The sequence below is a fragment of the Sphingobacterium kyonggiense genome (genome assembly GCF_039536825.1).
Lineage (GTDB): Bacteria > Bacteroidota > Bacteroidia > Sphingobacteriales > Sphingobacteriaceae > Sphingobacterium > Sphingobacterium kyonggiense.
In genome coordinates this window covers 76379-97575 of sequence record NZ_BAAAZI010000015.1, presented here as the reverse complement: position 1 = coordinate 97575, position 21197 = coordinate 76379, and the positions used below count along the sequence as shown (strand labels likewise).

At 38.1% G+C, this 21197-nt stretch carries 22 protein-coding genes; all 22 read left to right on the top strand.

The window, feature by feature from the left end; genetic code table 11:
* The first annotated feature begins 135 nt into the window (after nucleotides 1–135).
* On the top strand, nucleotides 136–3585 hold the full coding sequence (locus ABD676_RS17095; protein WP_344675885.1) for a carboxypeptidase regulatory-like domain-containing protein: 3450 nt from the start codon (nucleotides 136–138) through the stop codon (nucleotides 3583–3585).
* 10 nt (nucleotides 3586–3595) lie between these two features.
* Nucleotides 3596–4393, top strand: a complete 798-nt coding sequence (locus ABD676_RS17090) for a hypothetical protein (protein ID WP_344675884.1) — start codon at nucleotides 3596–3598, stop codon at nucleotides 4391–4393.
* A gap of 67 nt (nucleotides 4394–4460) precedes the next feature.
* Nucleotides 4461–5207 carry a hypothetical protein gene (locus tag ABD676_RS17085; protein ID WP_344675883.1) on the top strand — a complete coding sequence of 249 codons (747 nt, stop codon included), beginning with the start codon at nucleotides 4461–4463 and terminating at the stop codon, nucleotides 5205–5207.
* A gap of 164 nt (nucleotides 5208–5371) precedes the next feature.
* The gene (locus ABD676_RS17080) at nucleotides 5372–5737 is read left to right on the top strand and encodes a hypothetical protein (protein WP_344675882.1); all 366 of its coding nucleotides are present in this window, start codon (nucleotides 5372–5374) and stop codon (nucleotides 5735–5737) included.
* 110 nt (nucleotides 5738–5847) lie between these two features.
* Nucleotides 5848–6954 (top strand): efflux RND transporter periplasmic adaptor subunit, encoded by a 1107-nt coding sequence (locus tag ABD676_RS17075; protein ID WP_344675881.1) that lies wholly within the window; start codon nucleotides 5848–5850, stop codon nucleotides 6952–6954.
* A gap of 16 nt (nucleotides 6955–6970) precedes the next feature.
* Nucleotides 6971–10069 (top strand): efflux RND transporter permease subunit, encoded by a 3099-nt coding sequence (locus ABD676_RS17070; RefSeq protein ID WP_344675880.1) that lies wholly within the window; start codon nucleotides 6971–6973, stop codon nucleotides 10067–10069.
* Between the two features lie 249 nt (nucleotides 10070–10318).
* Complete coding sequence (locus tag ABD676_RS17065) at nucleotides 10319–11644, top strand: site-specific integrase (protein ID WP_228378468.1); 1326 nt, start codon at nucleotides 10319–10321, stop codon at nucleotides 11642–11644.
* A gap of 217 nt (nucleotides 11645–11861) precedes the next feature.
* On the top strand, nucleotides 11862–12050 hold the full coding sequence (locus ABD676_RS17060; RefSeq protein WP_034867728.1) for a hypothetical protein: 189 nt from the start codon (nucleotides 11862–11864) through the stop codon (nucleotides 12048–12050).
* A gap of 21 nt (nucleotides 12051–12071) precedes the next feature.
* Nucleotides 12072–12464, top strand: a complete 393-nt coding sequence (locus tag ABD676_RS17055; protein WP_123860968.1) for a single-stranded DNA-binding protein — start codon at nucleotides 12072–12074, stop codon at nucleotides 12462–12464.
* 44 nt (nucleotides 12465–12508) lie between these two features.
* Nucleotides 12509–13582, top strand: coding sequence for a DUF932 domain-containing protein (locus ABD676_RS17050; protein ID WP_249601202.1), 1074 nt, complete (start codon nucleotides 12509–12511; stop codon nucleotides 13580–13582).
* Between the two features lie 58 nt (nucleotides 13583–13640).
* Nucleotides 13641–14018, top strand: a complete 378-nt coding sequence (locus tag ABD676_RS17045) for a hypothetical protein (protein WP_228445162.1) — start codon at nucleotides 13641–13643, stop codon at nucleotides 14016–14018.
* Nucleotides 14019–14035: 17 nt separating this feature from the next.
* Nucleotides 14036–14374: a molybdenum ABC transporter ATP-binding protein gene (locus tag ABD676_RS17040; protein WP_123860966.1), complete on the top strand. Its 339-nt coding sequence runs from the start codon at nucleotides 14036–14038 to the stop codon at nucleotides 14372–14374.
* Nucleotides 14375–14388: 14 nt separating this feature from the next.
* Nucleotides 14389–14583, top strand: coding sequence for a hypothetical protein (locus ABD676_RS17035; RefSeq protein ID WP_123860965.1), 195 nt, complete (start codon nucleotides 14389–14391; stop codon nucleotides 14581–14583).
* 12 nt (nucleotides 14584–14595) lie between these two features.
* Nucleotides 14596–15198: a PRTRC system protein E gene (locus tag ABD676_RS17030; protein ID WP_123860964.1), complete on the top strand. Its 603-nt coding sequence runs from the start codon at nucleotides 14596–14598 to the stop codon at nucleotides 15196–15198.
* A gap of 27 nt (nucleotides 15199–15225) precedes the next feature.
* Nucleotides 15226–15444 carry a PRTRC system protein C gene (locus tag ABD676_RS17025; protein ID WP_002978317.1) on the top strand — a complete coding sequence of 73 codons (219 nt, stop codon included), beginning with the start codon at nucleotides 15226–15228 and terminating at the stop codon, nucleotides 15442–15444.
* 17 nt (nucleotides 15445–15461) lie between these two features.
* Complete coding sequence (locus ABD676_RS17020; protein ID WP_213189191.1) at nucleotides 15462–16628, top strand: hypothetical protein; 1167 nt, start codon at nucleotides 15462–15464, stop codon at nucleotides 16626–16628.
* Entirely contained in the window at nucleotides 16625–17347 is a 723-nt protein-coding gene (locus ABD676_RS17015) for a PRTRC system protein B (RefSeq protein WP_123860962.1), read from the top strand. The genes ABD676_RS17020 and ABD676_RS17015 overlap by 4 nt, the downstream gene beginning before the upstream one ends.
* Nucleotides 17347–18153: a PRTRC system ThiF family protein gene (locus tag ABD676_RS17010; RefSeq protein WP_055133019.1), complete on the top strand. Its 807-nt coding sequence runs from the start codon at nucleotides 17347–17349 to the stop codon at nucleotides 18151–18153. Before ABD676_RS17015 ends, ABD676_RS17010 begins: the two co-directional genes overlap by 1 nt.
* Before the next feature lie 364 nt (nucleotides 18154–18517).
* Entirely contained in the window at nucleotides 18518–18847 is a 330-nt protein-coding gene (locus ABD676_RS17005; protein ID WP_344675879.1) for an ArsR/SmtB family transcription factor, read from the top strand.
* A gap of 117 nt (nucleotides 18848–18964) precedes the next feature.
* Nucleotides 18965–19594: a class I SAM-dependent methyltransferase gene (locus ABD676_RS17000; RefSeq protein WP_344675878.1), complete on the top strand. Its 630-nt coding sequence runs from the start codon at nucleotides 18965–18967 to the stop codon at nucleotides 19592–19594.
* Entirely contained in the window at nucleotides 19595–20026 is a 432-nt protein-coding gene (locus ABD676_RS16995) for a DoxX family protein (RefSeq protein ID WP_344675877.1), read from the top strand.
* On the top strand, nucleotides 20016–21143 hold the full coding sequence (chrA, locus tag ABD676_RS16990) for a chromate efflux transporter (RefSeq protein ID WP_344675876.1): 1128 nt from the start codon (nucleotides 20016–20018) through the stop codon (nucleotides 21141–21143). The genes ABD676_RS16995 and chrA overlap by 11 nt, the downstream gene beginning before the upstream one ends.
* Nucleotides 21144–21197: the final 54 nt, after the last annotated feature.

Sequence of the window (21197 nt, the reverse complement as noted above, 5' to 3'; positions counted from 1 at the left end):
CGTGCCGGGTGATACTCCGTTATGCACTAGCTAGGCTAGCAGCATGTTTGACAATAAATATTAATCAGATCAATATTAACTTATCAATTCCGAAAATACGGAAAAACAATGAATTCCATTAACCAAATTCTAAGAATGGCAACAATTTGTCAATTTCTAATTTTGCTTTTTTTTCCATTTCAAAGTCAAGCAAAAATCAGTGATATTAAAGACCCCGTTTCTTTAAGATATCAGAAAGTAGCCGTTACATCTTTACTAGAGGATGTTTCTAAGCAAGTGAAATATCACTTTATTTATGATCGTAATCAAATTAAACAACTGGAATTTAAAAATGTAAATTTTAATAATAAACCTCTTGGCTCAGTTCTTCAAGCCCTCTCTCGTGAATATCCACTTGAGTTTACTTTACTTCCTCATTCAAAAATTGCTGTTTCTACAAAGAAGCTTGAAGAACCTAAAAAGAATCAGGTTAAGCAGCAAAATGGACAGCTTAGAGGAAAGGTGTTTAATGATCAAATGGATCCAATGATTGGTGCAACTCTAAGGATAGTAGAAACAAATCAAGTATCTAAATCAGATGAGCAAGGGCAATATTCATTTAGTTTACTGCCTGGCAAATATACTTTAGAGGCCTCTTTCTTGGCATATCAGAAAAGAAGATATCAAAATATCCTGATTAAGGCAGGATTATCCAGCAACTTAGATGTATACTTAGTCGAAGCAAAAGAAGGCTTAGAAGAAATTAAAGTCGTAGCAAACATTCGTAAAGCCAGTGTCGAAGGACATTACCTAAGGCAAAAAAATGAAGCTGGTATATCAAATGGATTAAGTGCTGAACAAATTGCTAACCTCCCTGATAAAAATATTGGTGAAGCATTAAAAAGAATTTCAGGTATCAGTACGAATGATAATAAAAGAGTGGTGGTACGTGGAATCGCCGAACGCTATAATTTGGCGATGATGGATGGTGCAACTTTACCATCTACTGATGTTCAGGTAAGGGATTTTGAATTTGATATTATTCCCAGTAATCTAATTGATAATGTTATCGTCAGTAAAACATCTACCACAGATTTAAGCTTTGGTTTTGGAGGTGGTTTAGTGCAAATTAATACCATGGCTATACCACAGCAGAATTTTACCAACCTGAGCTTAGGTGGAAAATATGTTAATGGAAGTACCAATAAAGAATTCTTGGGTTTCGGTCGTGGAAAATTTGATTTCCTAGCTTTTGATGATGGGAAAAGAAATCATTTTCCAGATGATATCCTCATTTTTGACAATAGTAATTTCCAACCTAATGATCCCAATTTTATCCCCTTACCCGGTGTAACCAAAATTACAGAGGAAATGATAAGGGAAAATAATAGGAAGATTGGTGGATTTGAACGAATGGGAACTCGTCGGTATAATACCTTGCCCGGTGGTAATCTCCAATTTAGCCTTGGCAGAACCTATGACTTTAACAACAGTAAATTTGGTTTTGCGAGTTCTTTAACCTACAGAAATGAACAGCAGATTGATAATATCTCCGATTATAACCGTGGAGAATGGCAAAAATTGGGCAATAAAACAATCAATACTGTTACCGGTGAGTCGAATAAAACGAACAGTTTGAACCAATATAATTTCCAAGTTAATTGGGGATTATTAGTAAATCTGGGCTGGCAATCTAAAAACCATAAAATTGAAAGCCGTAATTTTTATTCTCGCGTCTTCAGTAATCAATTTTCTAGTCTGGTTGCTTTTGAAAATCGAGAAGGTAATTCAACCGATCTTGGTCCACACATTAAAGAATTTGATCGCCCTAAATATATTGATTTGATTCAGAATAGATTGAACGGTGAACATCAACTCGGAAGTTTCACTTGGGAATGGAATGTTACTCGAAATAATATCGTAAATCTAGAGCTTGATGCTATTGATGTTTTAAATCTCCCTTATCAAATTGGAAATGATACACTTTATTCGGTAGTTCCTGAGGCATTAACAAATCCTGGTGGTGGAGATAACTTTGGAAGATCAAAATATCGATACGAAGAAAAGAATCAAATGCTAGAATCATCCCTCAGCTACCAATTCAATGCCTTAGGACTGATTCAAAAAACAAAAGTCGGATTTCAATATTTAGATCGCCATGGAACTTATTTTTGGACAGTACTTCCAATAGGAACGGTAAGTGGAACCTTAGGTGGATTAGGTCAATTGCCAGTTCAAAAATGGTCTTCACTCCTGGAATTTGAAGACCGAAAATTTGACTTGATGTATTACCCTGCCGCATTTTCTAAAAATGGCTATGAAGGAAAAAATACAAATATTGGCTATTATGCCATGTTAGATAATAAAATAACCAAGTGGGCAAGACTGGTATGGGGCTTAAGATCAGAATACTATAATTATAAAAGAATCCTAAATTCAAGTAATGACTTGTTAATAAGTCATCAGATTCTTGATGGTGAAAAGAAAAAATATGTAGATCCTATAACAGGTCAAATGGTAACCGCTACTGCGGATGCAACTTCTGAAGAAAAAACATGGAGAGTCTTGCCATCAGCAAATTTAACCATTACTGCAGTTGACAAGGTGAACTTTAGATTTGCATATGCTAAGACTGCAATTAGACCCGCCTTAATCGAGAACTCCCAAATGATTCGCTATGACCCCTCTATTGGTGCCTATAGAAAAAATGAAGGTGTGTTGACAACAGTGATTGACCATTTAGACTTTAGAACTGAATGGTACCCTAATCCAGGTGAAGTTATTTCTTTTGGATTGTTCTATAAATATTTTGATAAACCTGTTGAACTTTATAATACGCAGTTTGATTCAAGTATGCGTACATATGTCCAAACCATGAATTCCGAATGGGCTAAAATAAAAGGTCTTGAACTCGATATTAGGAAAAACTTCACCTTTCTAAATCCTAATTGGCTCTTCCTTGATAATCTATATTTTAATGGAAATTTAACACTACAGAAATCAGAAGTGCAAGGTGCTAATTATGCAAGTAAATCAATGGGGCATGGAGTAGATAAAGATGGAAATGAATATGCCTATAGAACCAAACAATTATTGACTGAAAAAAGACCTTTATATGGCCAGGTACCTGTAACCCTAAATCTTGGACTTCAATATGATGGGGATAGACTCGGTATAAATCTCGCCTATAATTATATGGGCTATAAAACATTTGCTACGGGTTTAGTTCCCGAAATTGTGGAATTAGAAAGACCAAGAGGACAATTAGATGCCCAGATCAGCTATAATCTTCTCAAAGACAAGAAAATGAAAGTACGATTTAATGTCTCCAATCTAACCAATGCTCCATATAGATTCTACATCAATAAAAATGAAACTTATAAAATTCAGGATAAATGGTTCGGTTATTCTATAAGTGAAATTTATGATCAAACAAACTCTTGGGGAGATATTTATGAATGGAAATATGGATTTTCTCAAAAATACGACAAAGGATATTATCAGCTTTCAGAAGATGGTAAAACTAGAAGCCTTATCGGGGACCTTGATACCTATGTTAGAAGAGTTGGATCTTCTTTTAGCATTTCATTGAACTATAACTTTTAATGCCACTGTCATGAAAATATTAAATACAATTTCTCCAGTCTTTTTACTACTAATTGCATCAATTCTATCTTTTTACTTTCTCTCCTGTAAATCTGATGATGGCGAATTGCTTTATGATAATAATTTAACTCCTGTAATATTGAATGGTTATAATGTCTCAAATGATAATTTGACCGTAAAATTTGATACAACAACCTTAGGTAACATAGACCCTAATGCTAAGTTTGCTGTCCGAAGATTGTTTACATTCGATAACCTATCCGATGTTTCTAAACTTACTATTCTAAATCAAAAAAATAATGAAATTATCCTGGAGAAAATAATCCCTAATAAAGAACCTAAAATTACCTACAACTTCTTTTATTTAGATGGAAAGTTTCAGGATATTCCTCAGAAATCAGATATTACACCGGGAAAAATTAAGTTGAAATACTTATTTAGACCATTATTAACGAATACAAATAAGCCTCTTGATATCGTTTTTGGAAAATTTTATTTTACATCAAAAAAATTCGTTGAATTAAAACGTTATTCCAATTTAAAACCTTATGAATTAAGTGAGGACATAACTCTGGATACTTTAGGTAATTTTGAAGTGTACAATGGAATTAGACAAATCGTTCAACTTAAAGCTTATCTGTACCACGCTGGAACCTCGGAATTTTATACTAAAGAGAATGGATTCAATTGGCCCCCTGCGACTACCATTCCAGTTCCTTCAATTAACGTAGTCTCATCGAAACTTTACATATTCTCTGAAAAACCAACCGGAGAGAATATTTCCTTCAATAAAAATCTTGAACTTTAATTCCGACAGTATGAATCGCATCATAAATTTTTTTCTATATTATTTTTGCCTTCTCATCTCCATCAACATGCTTTTATCTTGTGATAAACAAGAGTTGATGGACAAAAAGGCCATCAATATTGCCATTAATGGGTACAATGGAAGTTCCAACCTATGGTATGTGAATGTTGATGAAATTAAATTCGACAAAAATGTAGCAAATGGAAACTATTTGTTGAAACCCAAAACCAATATTAATTTTAGTGTTGTATTTCCATATGAATCCAAGAATCCTCCAAAAAAACTAAGTATTAGAGAAGTGGATACCGATCGATTAATATTTGAAGCTGAAATTAACAATAATAACATTTCAACATCCTTTAATTACATTCAAATTGATGGAAAACAAATGTCTATCCCTCCGCAAAGCGCAAAACCTAATTTTAATAAAATTGGATTCTTTTTACACAATGTCAAAACTAAGGACCCATTCGATATCTATATGGTATTTGTTAATCCTACATCAAAAGAAGAATCTTGGAAAATATTAGCGGAGAAGGTTTATGCCGAACAATGGGTGCATATTGATTACCTTCCTGAAAATGATTTTATTTCTTTCAATAAATTGCAGAATTCCACCTTTAAATTCCTTAAGCACGGAAGTAAAACGGAATGGGCTTTTTTAGAGAGCCAAATGATGAGCCAAATTCAAGTCCCTGCATATACCTTCCCAATAGAAGGAGAAAATGGATTTGTTCTGAATTACTTCTTTACCCTAGATAATTATCAAATACAACAATCATCACTGTTTGATGTAGAAGCCCGTAAAAAATAATTTTCTTAAAATACAATTAGGAAATGGCGAGATACTAAAAGTAGTTTTCTCGCTGTTTCTTTTTTTATTAATCCACAAAAAAATAGCCCTCAGCTATATAAAATCACAGTTTTTTTACACTATCCTGTCGTAAAGCAAAGATTGCCTGCTTATCTTTGCAGCAGATGTTTAGACTATTCCACTTCTTAGCTCTTTTCGGCTATCTTAACATGCTCTGTTATGAAGTGAATACCTGTGGCATTTTCGGAACTCCATCCGCATCTGCCAATGAAACCTTCGTCGAAGTAGTACTTGAAGAAGTCTTAAACTTAAATCACGCAGAATCCGACAAAAATATCCCCTCTATCGTTTTTGACGATTATAGAACGATGGGATTTTTCCTAGGAATTCTCCCTGCGATTATGATCTTTGCCTGGTTGTTCTCCAGAGTAATTAAGCTGCTAAATAGCTTAGATCACCCTTTTTATTTCTCTAAAACACAATGTCTACCCGGATATTATAATTTTCTGTATCGATACAGACCATTCTAGTCAATTTCTTGTTTTTCCTATTGTCTAGGTAAGTAAGGCTGTTTGTGCTGATGCACTTCAGTCAATGCTGCTTGCCCTTGTATTTTATTTTTCCCAGAATATATATTTTTATGAAGAACCAACGAATGATGCTCCCATTGTTTGGAAGCGCCCTCTTTTTTGCTGCTTGTACAGCAAATTCTAACGAACAAACCCAAAATACGGGTCCTAAAGTGTACCCCGTAACCCAGTTAACCCAAAAGGATACCGTCGTATATAAAGAATACATCGCCGATATCCAATCCCAGAGAAATGTAGAGTTGAGATCTCGATTAACTGGATTCTTAAATAAAATTTATGTCGATGAAGGTGCCTATGTAAGAAAAGGCCAAGTCCTCTTTTCATTGACAGATGATGAATATAAAGCAGATTATGCGCAAGCTCAAGCTGCTGTGAACTCAGCAATGACGGAAGTCAAAAAAGTAGAGCTTGAAATGGAGCGTACGAAAAAACTAGTAGAAAAGAATATCATTAGTAAGTCCGAATTTGAACTGCTAAAAGTTCAACTAAGGGCTGCTCAGGCAAAAGTGAAAGAAGCGGAAGCCATGAGCAACCAATCAAAAACCAAATTGGCCCATACACAAATTCGAGCTCCATTTGATGGACGTATCGACAGAATTCTTCTTAAAGAGGGATCCCTGCTTGATGAAGGGGCCTTAATTACCAGTATCTCCGACCAACAAAATGTCAATGTCTATTTCGATATTTCAGAATCAGAATACTTAGACTTAGCTTCTGATCCCAATTTCAATAGAAATAACTTTAAACAAGAAGTCCAACTCATCTTGGCCAATGGACAGCTTTACCCACACAAGGGAATGGCTGAAATCGTGGAAAGTCAATTCAAATCCAGCACTGGTTCTATTTCCTTAAGAGGAAAATTTGCCAATCCTGAAGGTCTATTAAAACATGGCGCCACGGGTAGAATTGCTGTTCCGGTACAAACAGGGAACTTGCTGCTCGTTCATCAAAAATCCGTTTTTGAAATTCAAGATAAAGCATATGTGTACACCTTAAAAGGTGATACCGTTAAAATGACTCCTTTCCAACAAGGACAACGACTTGGGCATTATTATGTCGTTGAAAATGGCCTTGCTGAAAACAACAAAGTAGTTTATGAAGGTGTGCAAGCTTTAAGAGATGGAATGGTTATTAAACCAAAATTGGTTAATAATTAAGTGGAGGATTGGATAGATGTTTGAAAATTTTATTAAGAGACCAGTGTTGTCATTGGTCATCTCCATCTTTATTACCTTATTAGGGCTACTCGCCCTCTTTACCTTACCTATTACGCAGTTCCCTGACATTGTACCGCCATCTGTGGTAGTGACGGCAAACTACACGGGGGCAAATGCAGAGGTAAGTACAAATGCTGTCGCTATCCCATTAGAAAGGGCAATCAATGGGGTGGCCGGCATGACTTACATGAATTCCGTGTCGACCAATAATGGTAATACCCTTATTCAAGTCTTCTTTAAGGTGGGGACAGACCCCGATATCGCTGCGGTAAACGTCCAGAATAGGGTCACAACCGTACTGGATGAGTTACCCGAAGAGGTAATCAAAGCCGGTGTAACCACAGAAAAAGAGGTAAATAGTATGTTAATGTACTTAAACCTCTATACCGATGATGAAACCGCCGATGAACGTTTCATTTACAACTTCACGGATATCAATGTCTTGAAGGAGTTGAAGCGTATCGAAGGTGTGGGCTTTGCGCAAATCATGGGTATGAAGGATTATGCCATGCGAATCTGGGTGAAACCTGATCGTCTTTCCGCTTATTCCATCTCGACCGAAGAACTCGTTGAAGCATTACGTCGACAAAATATTGAAGCTGCTCCTGGTCAAACAGGGATCAGTTCGGATAAAACCGTCAATATGCAACAGTATGTATTGCGGTACCCTGGGAAATTCACCGAAATAAGTGAATATGAAAATATCCCAATCCGCGCTAATGTAGATGGTTCAATTATTCGTGTTCGTGATATTGCTGAGGTAGAGTTCGGATCCTTAGATTATGAAATGGTATCCAAGACGGATGGTCGTCCATCCGCATCCATCATGATTAAACAATTACCTGGATCGAATGCACAAGAGGTCATCCAACGCGTGAAAGATAGAATGGAAGAATTAAAGGGTTCCAGTTTCCCATCTGGTATGACTTATACCATGGGTTATGACGTATCCCGTTTCTTAAATGCCTCCATTTCTTCTGTATTGATCACGCTATTGGAAGCCTTTATCTTGGTATTCTTAGTCGTCTTTATTTTCTTACAAGACTTTAGGGCAACCATTATTCCTATTTTGGCTGTTCCGGTCTGTCTAATTGGTTCCTTGTTTTTTATGCAAATGATGGGCTTCTCCATCAACTTGTTGACCTTATTCGCTTTGGTACTGGCTATCGGAATTGTCGTCGATAATGGTATTGTCGTCGTCGAGGCTGTCTATGCCAAAATGGAAGAGGAACATTTACAACCAATGGAAGCTACATTAGCCGCTATGAAAGAAGTGGGTTCTGCAGTAATTGCTATTACTTTGGTCATGTCTGCAGTATTTATTCCCGTAGCTTTCCTCTCTGGACCGGTTGGTATCTTCTACAGACAGTTCTCCTTAACATTGGCTGCTGCAATCGTTATTTCTGGTATCAACGCTTTAACGCTTACGCCTGCTTTATGTGCCATTATCTTGAAATCACCACACGATAAGAAACCGGGTAATGGTCCTTTGGATCGTTTCTTCAATGGTTTTAATCGTGCATATAATCGCATTAGTGGTGGTTATAAAAATACATTAGGCCGTATTGCCGGAAGAAGGGTAATTACACTAGCTGCTTTAGCTGGTATGTTCCTTATTACCTGGGGCTCTGCAGCCATCTTGCCATCGGGCTTTATACCTACAGAAGATCAGGGGATGATCTATGTGGCGGTAACTACTCCTCCAGGGGCGACGGTTGACCGTACGGAAGCAGTATTGAATGAGGTGGATAAGATTTCCCGTGAACTGGATGTCGTGGAAACGGTTTCCATCCTGGCAGGATACAGTATTGTAACCGAGGTTTCTGGTGCCTCTTATGGTATGGGTATGATTAACCTCAAAGCTTGGGACGATCGTAGCCAATCGGTAGACGATGTGATGAATGTCCTACGTGAAAAAACAGCACACATTGCTGATGCGGAAATTGAATTCTTCCCCCCACCAACTGTACCGGGCTTTGGTAACTCTTCTGGTTTTGAACTCCGCTTATTAGATCGTAGTGGAAATGAAGATTTGGCAAAAACCAATGAGGTGGTCAAAAATTTCTTGACTAAACTACAAGAAGATGAGGTGATCGAAAGCGCGAGCAGTTCTTTTGATGTGAACTTCCCACAATATATGTTGGAGATTGATTATGACCTAGCAGCCAAGAAAGGAATATCGGTAGAGAATTCCATGAATACCCTGCAGACCTTATTGGGTAGTTTATATGCCACCAACTTTATTCGCTATGGACAAATGTATAAGGTAATGGTTCAATCCGATGCTTTCTCTAGACAGCGTCCTGAAGATGTCCTTCGATTGCATGTGAAGACTGCTGATGGTGAAATGGTGCCTTACTCTTCTTTTATGACGATGAAAAGAGTATATGGACCTGAACAAATTACACGATATAATATGTTTACCTCAGCAATGGTTACCGGCCAAGCAGCTCCTGGCTTCAGTTCTGGACAAGCTATCGATGCGGTTGAACGTCTTGCCAAGGATTTACCACAAGGATACGATATCGAATGGTCTGGTATGACCCGGGAACAAAAGATTTCCGGTAACCAAGCAGCCTATATTTTCTTGCTTTGTTTATTATTCGTTTACTTACTATTAGCAGCTCAATATGAAAGCTTCTTGCTGCCATTACCGGTGATACTCTGTTTACCTGCAGGAATATTTGGTGCATTTATCTTCCTTAAATTATTTGGTCTGGAGAATAATATCTATGCGCAGGTGGCTTTGGTAATGCTCATCGGCTTATTAGGTAAAAATGCCATTCTAATTGTAGAGTATGCTAATTTAAAAAGAAAGCAGGGTATGGATGTTTTACAGGCTTCTATTGAAGGTGCAGTCGCTCGACTTCGCCCGATTTTGATGACCTCCTTCGCTTTCGCTGCAGGATTAATCCCCCTAATGTTAGCCTCTGGTGCTGGTGCAATTGGTAACCGAACCATTGGTACAGCTTCTGTTGGTGGAATGGTGATTGGTACAATACTAGGTGTTTTGGTTATTCCTGGTTTGATTGTTCTTTTTTTTAAAAAAGATTAGTAAAAAGCAAAAATAAGCAAAACGATTAAACCCGTTGCTATACAATGCTTTATAAAACAGTAGTCTTAGTTTGGAACTCGGTGTCTGATAGGTTTTGGGCTTGAAAACACAAGGTTAGGTTACTAATTCGTTACCGATTGATAAAGGTAACTACATAGCTTAACTGTTTATATTTCAGTCTTTTGCACCCTTTTTTACATTCCCTTGTAACTCAATGTAATTTAATTTTAAACATTAAACATTTGAGTTATGGAACAGACAAAAAAGTCCACGTTCAAACTGCTTTTCTACCTGAAAAAGAACGAACTGAAAAAGAACGGTAATGCACCGATTATGGCACGTATTACCATTGATGGAACAGCTAAAACTTTGGGAACAAAGTTAGAAATTAACCCGAAAAATTGGGATTTAAAATACGGAAGAGTTGAGGGCAAGAGTGCCACCGCTTTGAACATTAACCAAAAGCTGGATAACGTACGGGGTCGTATCGACAAGATTTACGAAGATATGCTGAAGCACGAGGGTTTTGCGACCGCACAGAAAGTAAAGCTCTCGTTTTTGGGTGTTGGTGTAATGGACGATGCCGTACTAAAAGTCTTTAAAGACCAAAATGAAGACTTTGAAAAAATGGTCGCTAAGGGAAAACGCTCTCAAAGCACGTATAGCAAATACAACACTGTTTACAACCATCTTAGCGAATTTATAAGGGAGCGTTACCATCGGGACGATATGGCTTTCCGGGAACTCACTTCTGATTTTATTCGTGAGTTTGATTTCTTTCTTCGCATTGATAAGGAATGTACCCATAATACGGTTTGGGTTTACACAATGCCAGTTATTGCTTTGGCAGAATTGGCTATTAAAAAAGGCTTGATACGGGATAATCCTTTTGAGGATTATGAAATCAGTATGGAAGAAACCGACCGCAGCTACCTTTTAAAAGAGGATGTAGAAACCTTAATGCTCCTGAAACCATCTAAGCCTCGATATGAACTTGTAAAAGACCTTTTTATTTTCAGTTGCTTCACAGGGCTTTCTTACATAGACATTAAGAAACTGAAATGGAGCAATATCCAGTCTTTCTTTGATGGACACCAATGGATAATCAGCAGGAGAAAGAAATCAGATGTTGCCTCCAACGTCCGTCTTTTGGAAATCCCCAAACGCATCATTGAGAAATATCGTGGAGCTACAAGAAATGATTTTGTATTCCCAATGCCATCCAATGCGACTTGCAACACGCATATAGGTAAACTTATTGAGGAAGCGGGTATTGTTACAGAACAGAAAGTTACATTCCACACCGCCCGTCATACATTCGCCACAATGTTTTTGACCGAGGGTGTTCCGCTTGAAAGCCTTAGCAAAATGATGGGTCATAAGAATATTTCCACTACACAGATTTATGCTAAGATTACCAGCCAAAAAATCAGTAAGGATATGGATTTGGTTTCGCCTAAATTTAAGGCAATGGAAGATGCGTTTATTATTAAAATGGAACGGGAAGAAATAGCATTATTGAATGAACATACAAACGCAGATAAAATTTACAATACCGAAGAAATTATGGTTTAAAAATTAGTGCATTCTTTACTTATCAGATTGAAGCAGGATTTAACTATCCTGCTTTTTTTATGCCCTTACTTTTCGATTATTCCAACCTCTATTTCAGGCTCTCATAGCCTGGTCATTTATTCCATAAAAATTAGAACAGAATATTTCCACAATCAACCGGTAAAAAGGCAGCTAAGTTATAGCGGGCAGCCACCGCACACACCCACCAATAAAAAAAATGAATGAACGGTTTCCCCCTAAAGGAACCCCCATTAAATCATTTTTTTTCTTGGTTTTCGCTATTGCCCGCTTGGATTATCTGCTTTCTTTTTTCCGGTTTTTCTTTTGGAAAAAATTATGCGAAGCGAAGCGGAGCAAACCACAACAGGAAGCAGGAAACGAGAAAAGCGAACGTAACAAAATGTAAAACTTTTAAAACAGGACGATTATGAACATTATCGGAAGACTGACAAAAAATGCGGAAGTACGCACATTGTCGAACGAAAAACAGGTAGTAAACTTTTCAGTAGCGACCAATGAAAGCTACAAAAACAAGCAAGGTGAACGAATAGAGCAAACAACCTATTTCGATTGTGCCTATTGGATTTCTGCAAACGTGGCAAGCCTACTCACAAAAGGCACTTTGGTAGAACTCACAGGCAGAATAAGCACAAGGGCGTGGATAGGCAAAAACGGCGAAGCACATTCGGGGCTGAACTTTCATACCTCTCAAATCAAACTGCACGGAGGTAGTAAGAGAGCCGAAACCATACAGGCTACTGCACAAGCCGAGAACAACAGCTTTACTGCACAGGGAGCAGATGACGACCTCCCATTCTAACAACGAGTATTCAATCATTTTTTAAACATCAAATTTTAAGCATTATGGCACATAATATCAATTTCAACGAGAGAACAGGACGTTATTCATTTTTTAGCGTACAACAAAAAGCGTGGCACGGTTTAGGTCAAATCGTAGAACAATACCCGACAAGTGAGGAAGCAATCAAATACGCAGGGTTAGATTACGAAGTCGTAAAATCCCCACTATTTACCAAAGGTTCGGGCATTATCGAAACCACCAACGGCATAGAGATAGACAGTAGCGAATTAGAAGTACCTAACTATTTCGCCAACATACGCACCGATAACAATGCAGTATTGGGCGTAGTCGGTAAGGATTACCATATCGTACAAAACCGTGAAGCCTTTAATTTCTTTGATGCCATTGTAGGCGGTGGCGAGGGCATTCTGTACGAAACCGCAGGAGCGTTAGGCAACGGAGAACGTGTTTTTATCACAGCCAAATTGCCCGACTATATCCGTGTAGGCAATGGCGATGATGTTACGGAAAAGTACATTTTCCTAACCACTTCGCACGATGGTAGCGGAAGTATCACAGCCGCATTTACGCCTATCCGTATTGTATGCCAAAACACGCTGAATGCTTCGTTACGCAGTATGACCAATGTAGTCCGTATCAAGCACACTTCGGGAGCAAAACAACGTATCGAGAACGCTCACAAGATTATGGGACTTGCCAACACATTGAGCAACCAATTAGAGGGCATTTTCAACGAATGGGCAAAAGTAAAGGTAACAGACCGAGAAGTAAGAAAGCTAATACAGTTGGCACTTTGCCCAAATAAGGAAACGCTTGACCTAATCAAAAAAGGTGCGGAAGATGAAATTTCCACCGTGTTCAAAAATGTCGTTGAGGATGCTTTTGCGTATGCTATGATAAGCGACACCCAACAAATGGACACTACCAAAGGTACGTTGTTCGGAGCGTACAATTCTGTGACAGGCTACTATCAGAATGTAAGGAGTTACAAGAATGACGAAGCCAAGTTGCAGAGCATTGTATTGGGTGGTACTGCCCAACTCAAATCGCAGAAAGCATTTGAACTATGTACTGCATTTGCTCTGGACGGTGCGGAAATCCTAAACCTTAATTAGATAACCACAGGCTACCGCCTTAATCGGTGGTAGCCTATTATAAACAACAGCTATGACAATGGAAACCTATAAAGCAACGCTGAAACACGACACAGGCAAAGTAACGCTGACAGTAGTATCACTTAGCGGAAAGCAGAGAGCAATACAGCAGATAACAGCCGTAGAGGGTTGTCCCGAATGTGCCATTGTGGATATAGTAAAGATTGATAACGATACAAAACAGCAGAATATGAAAGCAAAAACCATAGACGAAGCCAAAAGTATGGCTAAAGAAAAAAGCCTTGAAACGCAATACAGGGATGAAGCTATATACATCATCTATTGCAACAGAACAGAGTATTTCTATGTAGATACCGACAGCCTAATACGGCTTTGGGAACGGCTTATAGGCTACTATGAAAATGGAAAATACACCGATGCTGAAACTAATTCATAACACTTAAAGCAGATACAATGGAAACGACAGCAATAGCCACAAAGTTTGTACGCTACGATGTTCCCGAATTGGAAACCCTGCAAAATGCAAAGGTTTACCTACTAAGGGAAAAACTGAACAAAAGCGACAAGTTGAGCCGAGCAGAAAAAAATTGGCTTGCGGAAGCAGTAAACCGAAATGCCTACTTCAAAAGAGCCGTACCCCTTATGGGTTATCGCTTCGGGTTTGAGGATATTTTGAAAACCTATGTAGTGAAGCAGTACGGCAGTTGGGCAGAATACAACGCCCCCGACAAAACAAGCCTTAGAAGTATTGTTTACGGCAGGATTGACCAAATAGCGGAAATCACTAAATAAGAATTAGAACAGGTATGAAAATAACGGATTTGAACGGTTACGAAATTGAAGTAACCGACCTAAAAGAAGCTATCTGTATTGCCAAACGAAATACAGGGTATAGCCACGAGGACAAAAGTTTTTCAGACTTCGATAAAAGGCAAAATGCCTATTGGATGGACATATACGAGAAACTAAAAGCAATCAAAAAACGGTTAAACAACAATTAAAATCAAAGAACGATGAACACAAATTTTTTCAATCAGATACAGCAGTTGGACTTTACAGGAGTATTGCAACTGAACATTTCAAAAGGAATAGAAAGCAACCTAATCGTAACAGTATTGCTCAATAACGAACAATGCGGAGATAGTGCCAAAAACCTTATTCCCCCATTGACATTTAACGCCACACCCCAAGAGTTTGACGAGGGATTTTTTGAACAGATTACCACACCTATACAAAAGGTATCGGGCTTAATGGTGGATATGGAAAAATTCTTAAAGCAATTGGAAGAAGTTAAAAAGCAATCGGCAATCGAGAAAGAAAAAGCAGAAAAGGAGAAAAAGGAAAAAGAAGCCAAAGACAAGAAATTTAAAGATGCTATGGTAAAGGCTGACGAGTTGGAGAAAGAGGGCAAGTTCCGCGAAGCGTGGATGAAAGTACCCGATATAACGGAGTTTCCCGAAAAAGCGGACGAGATACGCAAACGCAAAACTTCATTGTCCGACAAGTTCGCAACACCGAGCCTTTTCGGAGCAATGGAAGAAGCTACACCCGAACCGCCAAAGGTGGAAGAAGTTACTGCCGATTATCCTATTGATGAAGCGGACGAGGAAGAATAAAAGTGTTAACCCCAAAATTAGAAAGTTATGTTATTAGCAACGCAATTAGAACGAGTTTTCATACTCAAAGACAAAGGACAGGACATCAGACTGACCGACCCAGAGCCACGTTGGAGCGTGGAAGCCGTAATGAATTTTTACGCCAATATGTACCCGATTTTGACAACGGCAAAAGCATCTGCACCACAGATAAAAGACGATGCGGTAGAGTACAAATTTGAGAGCGTAATGGGTACGAAAGGTTAAACCAAAATTTTAAAACGATGAATTATGCAACGCAACATCATATCGGGAACAATCAATATACCCGAACAGAAACGACAACAGCAGTTACACCGACAGTTGGGCGAGTTCGCAAATTGGCTACAAAGACCAAAGGACGCAAACCAAGTGCAGAAAGACAAGCAGAAATCCGTACCGATAGCAATGCTACCAATGGTATTCTAAAGTGTACGTTTCTGCCTAAACTGAAAACAGCACAATCCGTACAGGCTTGTCAGAAAACGGAGAGGGATTTTTACAAGTCCCTTTCCCGACTTGCCGAGCATTACAGCATTGAACCGATGCAAACCCAAGATTTTGAGTTTCCATACAATGTAGTATTATCTATGTGGGATATGGAAACCAAAGTAAAACGTACCAACATAAATTGGGACAGTTTCAAATTGGTACAGGATAGTAAGAAAACCTTTTTTGTAAGTGAGGAAAGGTATAATGTAGGTACAACCTTGTATTATATTCCTATTGCACCACTCTTTAAAATGCTCAAAGACCCGAAGCGTAAAAAGACCGCACAGCTACTTGTATCGGTATGCAGTTATCTGTACCATATTGCCGATGTGCCGTATTACAGGCAGGAAGACAGCTATTTGTATTGGTTGTATGAAACGCATAAAGATTGGGTAGAACAGGACGAGGAAACGGACGAAACAGAAACATATAGAAGTGAGTTGAGAAATGCCGAATATATTGGCGACAGGATAGAACAAAAGTTATTTAACCGAAGCAATCTAAAGATATTTGAACAGCGTTTGAACCGATTTAAAAGCCTTGACACGTTCGACAGGGAATGTTGGCAGGTAGCGTGTAATGCGTTTGCCCTTTGTACTGAATATCCGAAAGCAACTTTTTTTAGAAACGCACCATTGCCCGAAGAAGACCCTTATGACGATGATTACGAAACCGAAGCAATCGGAATGGAAAAGTACATTTCATTTATCGCAGATACCAAAGGTTGGCTATATGAAAGCCTTTCCGAAAGCATCAACAATGAGTTCAACGAATACGGAAAAATGGAAGAGCCGACCATTTGCAAAGCATTTGACGGCAGTAAAATAACACAAGGCAACCTTGATTTTGAAAATCGCCTGTTTGAATTGTTGGATGACCTTTCTTACTTATTATATAACTATAAAACAACAGAAAAATGAACACCGTAAACGACATAACCAAAGATTTCGGCACATTATACTATCCAAAATCCGCTTTGGTTTTCTATGAAACCAAAGGAACAGATACAGCAATGTACGTGGAGCATTTCGATATGGATAGCAACGGAACGCCTATCAATGCCCACCCATTGACCGTAAAAGAAGCCAACGTATTGGCAAAGGCGTTACAGACCGATGAAGAAAAGAACACAGCCTTTTTAAAGTCAAAGGGAATATTGCCTACAAACATTCTGCATATCAATCCAAATGCTGAAAAAGGTATAGTATTATGGTACACCAAAGCACAGCAAAGACAACTGTATTTTGTGGATAGTTTGGGCATATCCAACGGAATGGCACAAGTACCGCCAATGCTTTGGTTAGCGAGCAAAAGCAGTCTTACTGTATTTGCTTTGGCAAGCGACAGAAGACCCACCGAGAAAACGCCATTGCATTACGCACCTTTCTTCAATATCTACGAAAAGGGCAATGTATGTATGGGTACTGTTAGTATTGATATTAAAAATTCGGCTTCGGTTGAGGAATTTACACAGGCGTGGGAACATTATTTTTTTAATTCCTATTTCAGCCATTCATTATGCGAGAACCTCACGAAAAAAAACATTGTAAACCTTTGGAAAGACCTTATCAATACTGATAAACCTTTTCCGAAAGAAGTATTAAAAAAGAATAACAAAACCCTTAAAAATCTATTGTGATGAATACAGCAAAAACAGCAATCCATTTTACGGACAATTATCTGCTCAATCCGACAAACCCAATTTCGGTAAACCTTATCGGGGCAGGTGGCACAGGCTCAAAAGTATTGACCGCTTTAATGGAAATAAACGAGAGCTTGATAGCGTTGGGACACGCAGGGTTGCAAGTCCGCCTTTGGGATGATGATGTTATCACGAGTGCCAATTTAGGCAGACAGCGTTTTTTTGAAAGTGAAACAGGATTGTACAAATCGGTTGCATTGATAAACCGTATCAATCGTTGCATCGGTACAAATTGGAAAGCCGAAACGGTAAAATTTGAAAAGGACAAGTTTGGTAGAATACCCGAAAAAGCAAGGGCAATCATTACTATTACTTGTGTGGACAATGTACAGGCGAGGTTTGGCGTTGCTGAAATTCTTAAAGAAATAAGTTACCGCAGACACTACCAAGATGAGCCGAAATATTGGTTGGATTTTGGCAACAGCCAAGATACAGGACAAGTGCTACTATCTACTATCGGAGAGATAAAGCAACCCAATTCAGAGAAATACCAAACGGTGGCAAGCCTGCCATTTGTTACCGATGAATTTGGCGAATTGCTGAAGCAATCCGAACAAGAGGATAACACGCCAAGTTGCTCCCTTGCCGAAGCGTTGGAACACCAGGACTTGTTTATCAATTCCTCATTAACCCAAATGGGTTGTTCTTTGCTGTGGAACTTATTTCGCAGGGGAATGACTGAATACAAAGGATTTTTTCACAATCTGAAAGATTTCCGCACCCACCCGATAAAAGTCGCCTGACCCGAAAAGTCGGGCGGCAAAAAGACAGATCCTCCCGATGGTCGGGACAGTCTTTTTGCATCAAATCGGTGCAACCCCTTTGTCAAAATGCACCGCTACACAATTTCCTTTCTCTACCTTTTACCAAACAGGTTGCGACATTATTGTGTGGGATATTCATTATCCCAATGATTAGGTATGCAATGACTTCTTTTCTTTTCACATAAGCGACCAAAGAAAAGATTCTGTGTTATGATCCAAATATTTTTATCAGTTTTTCAATTAGGTCTGAAATGTCTACTGATTAAATCTTTGAAATAAAAAAAGAAAAGTCTTCAATTTTTAAACTTAATATCGTAATATTACGATGTGAATAATTATAGCAATGGGAGCTACAAAAACAGAAATTTATAAAGACAAGGAAAATGAATTAGCATCGTTTCTTAAAGTTTTAGGGCATCCTGCCAGAATAGCAATCCTGCAATATATTATCGACCAAGAAACATGTATTTGTAATGATTTGGTTGAGGAATTAGGATTAGCGCAGGCAACTATTTCACAACATTTGAAAGAATTAAAAAGTATTGGAATTATTCAAGGTTCAATAGATGGGAAATCAGTTGGTTATTGTATTGAAGAGAAAGTATGGAAGCAATTTCAAGAGGAATTTAATACTTTTTTTGATCAGGATATAAAAGTTAAGCAATGCTGTTAGAAAATGGAACATTTGTTTTCGAACACTCTCATGTTACTGAAATGGGACAAAACACTATAAATAATGCTAAGACTTGCACACTGACGGAGGGTGCTGCTAATTAAAATCAAATCATAAATGGAAAATTTTGAACGTAAAAAACATTGGGAGGATATCTACCAGACAAAAGAGCTCAAAGATGTAAGTTGGTTTGAACCCAAACCTGAAACTTCATTGGATTTTTTTAAACAATTTAATGTCTCTACCACTGCAAAAATCATTGACGTTGGTGGTGGTGACAGTTTTTTAGTTGACCATTTACTTGACTTGGGTTATCAGGACATTTCAGTTCTTGACATTTCAGCATCTGCCATTGACAGGGCTAAGGAGCGACTTGGAAAAAGAGCAGATAAAGTCAAATGGATAGTTGCAGACGCTGCGACTTTTGAACCAAACGAAAAGTATAACTTTTGGCATGATCGTGCAGCTTTTCACTTTTTGACAAATAAAAACGAAATTGATAATTATATAGCAACAACTGCCAAAGCTATTTCCAAAGATGGAATTTTAGTTATTGGTACTTTTTCCGAACAAGGTCCTACAAAATGCAGTGGCATAGAAATCAAACAATATTCAGAACATACAATGACGGATTTGTTTCAAAATGACTTTGAAAAAATCAAATGTATCACTCTTGATCACAGAACACCATTTGACACTATTCAGAATTTTGTGTTTTGCAGTTTCAGAAAATTACATAAAATTTAAATGCTTAAAAAAATCATTCATACAGATAATTCAAAGACAACAATTATAATCCGATTGATTGTTGGAGCAGTTTTTTTATCGGAGGGCATTCAAAAATTTCTGTTTCCTGCTTTACGGGGAGCCGGACGGTTTGAGAAAATCGGTTTACCATCGCCTGAATTTCTGGGAAGTTTTGTAGGTACATTTGAAATCCTTTTTGGGACATTTATTTTGCTGGGCTTGCTTACGCGTCTGGCAAGTATTCCGCTAATCATCATTATGCTCGTTGCTATTGTCACTACCAAAGCAGATGTTTTGGCTAATAAGGGTGTTTGGGAAATGCTGCATGGCAGTCGTACTGATTGGGCAATGCTTTTGGGAAGTATCTTTTTATTAATTAAAGGGGGCGGCAATTGGTCTATTGATAAAATCTTAATTAGAAATGGAGTGTGATATTAAAATAAAAGAAATTGTCAAGCTCTTTCTTAAGTTAGGTTTTATTGGTTTTGGAGGTCCAGCAGCCCATATTGCTATGATGCAGCAGGAAGTTGTTGTCAAAAAAAAGTGGATGAGCGAACAGCATTTTCTGGATTTGTTAGGAGCTACCAACCTCATTCCCGGGCCCAACAGCACAGAAATGGCGATACACATCGGTTATGACAAAGGCGGATGGAAAGGCTTGATCGCTGCAGGTTTATGTTTTATTTTGCCTGCGGTTTTCATTACCGGAGTATTTGCCTGGTTATATAAGCGTTATGGACAGCTTCCTGAAATACAGCCCTTTATTTATGGTATCAAGCCTGCAATCATCGCTATCATTATTGGAGCAGTTTTACCATTGGCAAAGAAATCTGTAAAATCAACATTCTTAGCAATTATAGGTATTGTTGTTTTAGTTCTGTCTTTATTTAATATTAATGAAATTTATTTAATGTTTGGGGCAGGTCTGCTTACAATGGGTTTGTATTACATTCAGAACAAAAAAAATACACTCCAAAGTTTTATTCCACTCGCATTCTTACAAATCACACTAAGCCCCTTATTGTCAGAAACAAATACCAGATTGTTTTGGATATTCTTAAAAATTGGCGCTATCCTATATGGAAGCGGTTATGTACTTTTCGCTTTTTTAGATACTGAGTTGGTAGCAACAGGCTTACTCTCCAGACAGCAATTAATGGATGCCATTGCAGTTGGTCAGTTCACTCCTGGTCCAGTTTTTTCGTCGGTAACATTTATCGGTTATCAAATTAACGGACTATCCGGAGCGGTTATCTCAACGATTGCCATTTTTCTTCCATCGTTTATTTTAGTGGCATTACTAAATCCTCTGATGAGAAAAATGAGAAATGCTAAAGGATTATCAGCGTTTTTGGATGCGGTTAATGTTGCATCCGTTGCTATAATTGCTGCCATTTGTCTTACAATGGGTAAAGAGACCATTACCGATTGGCGGACAATAATTATTGCGCTTGTTAGCGCTTTCGTGGTATTCAAATTCAAAAAAGTTAATAGTGCATTTATCGTTTTTGGCGGCACATTATTGGGTTTTCTATTACATCAATTTTAGTTTACACTCTCAAAAGTCTATATCAAAAAAAGAACCATTACAATTGAATAAATG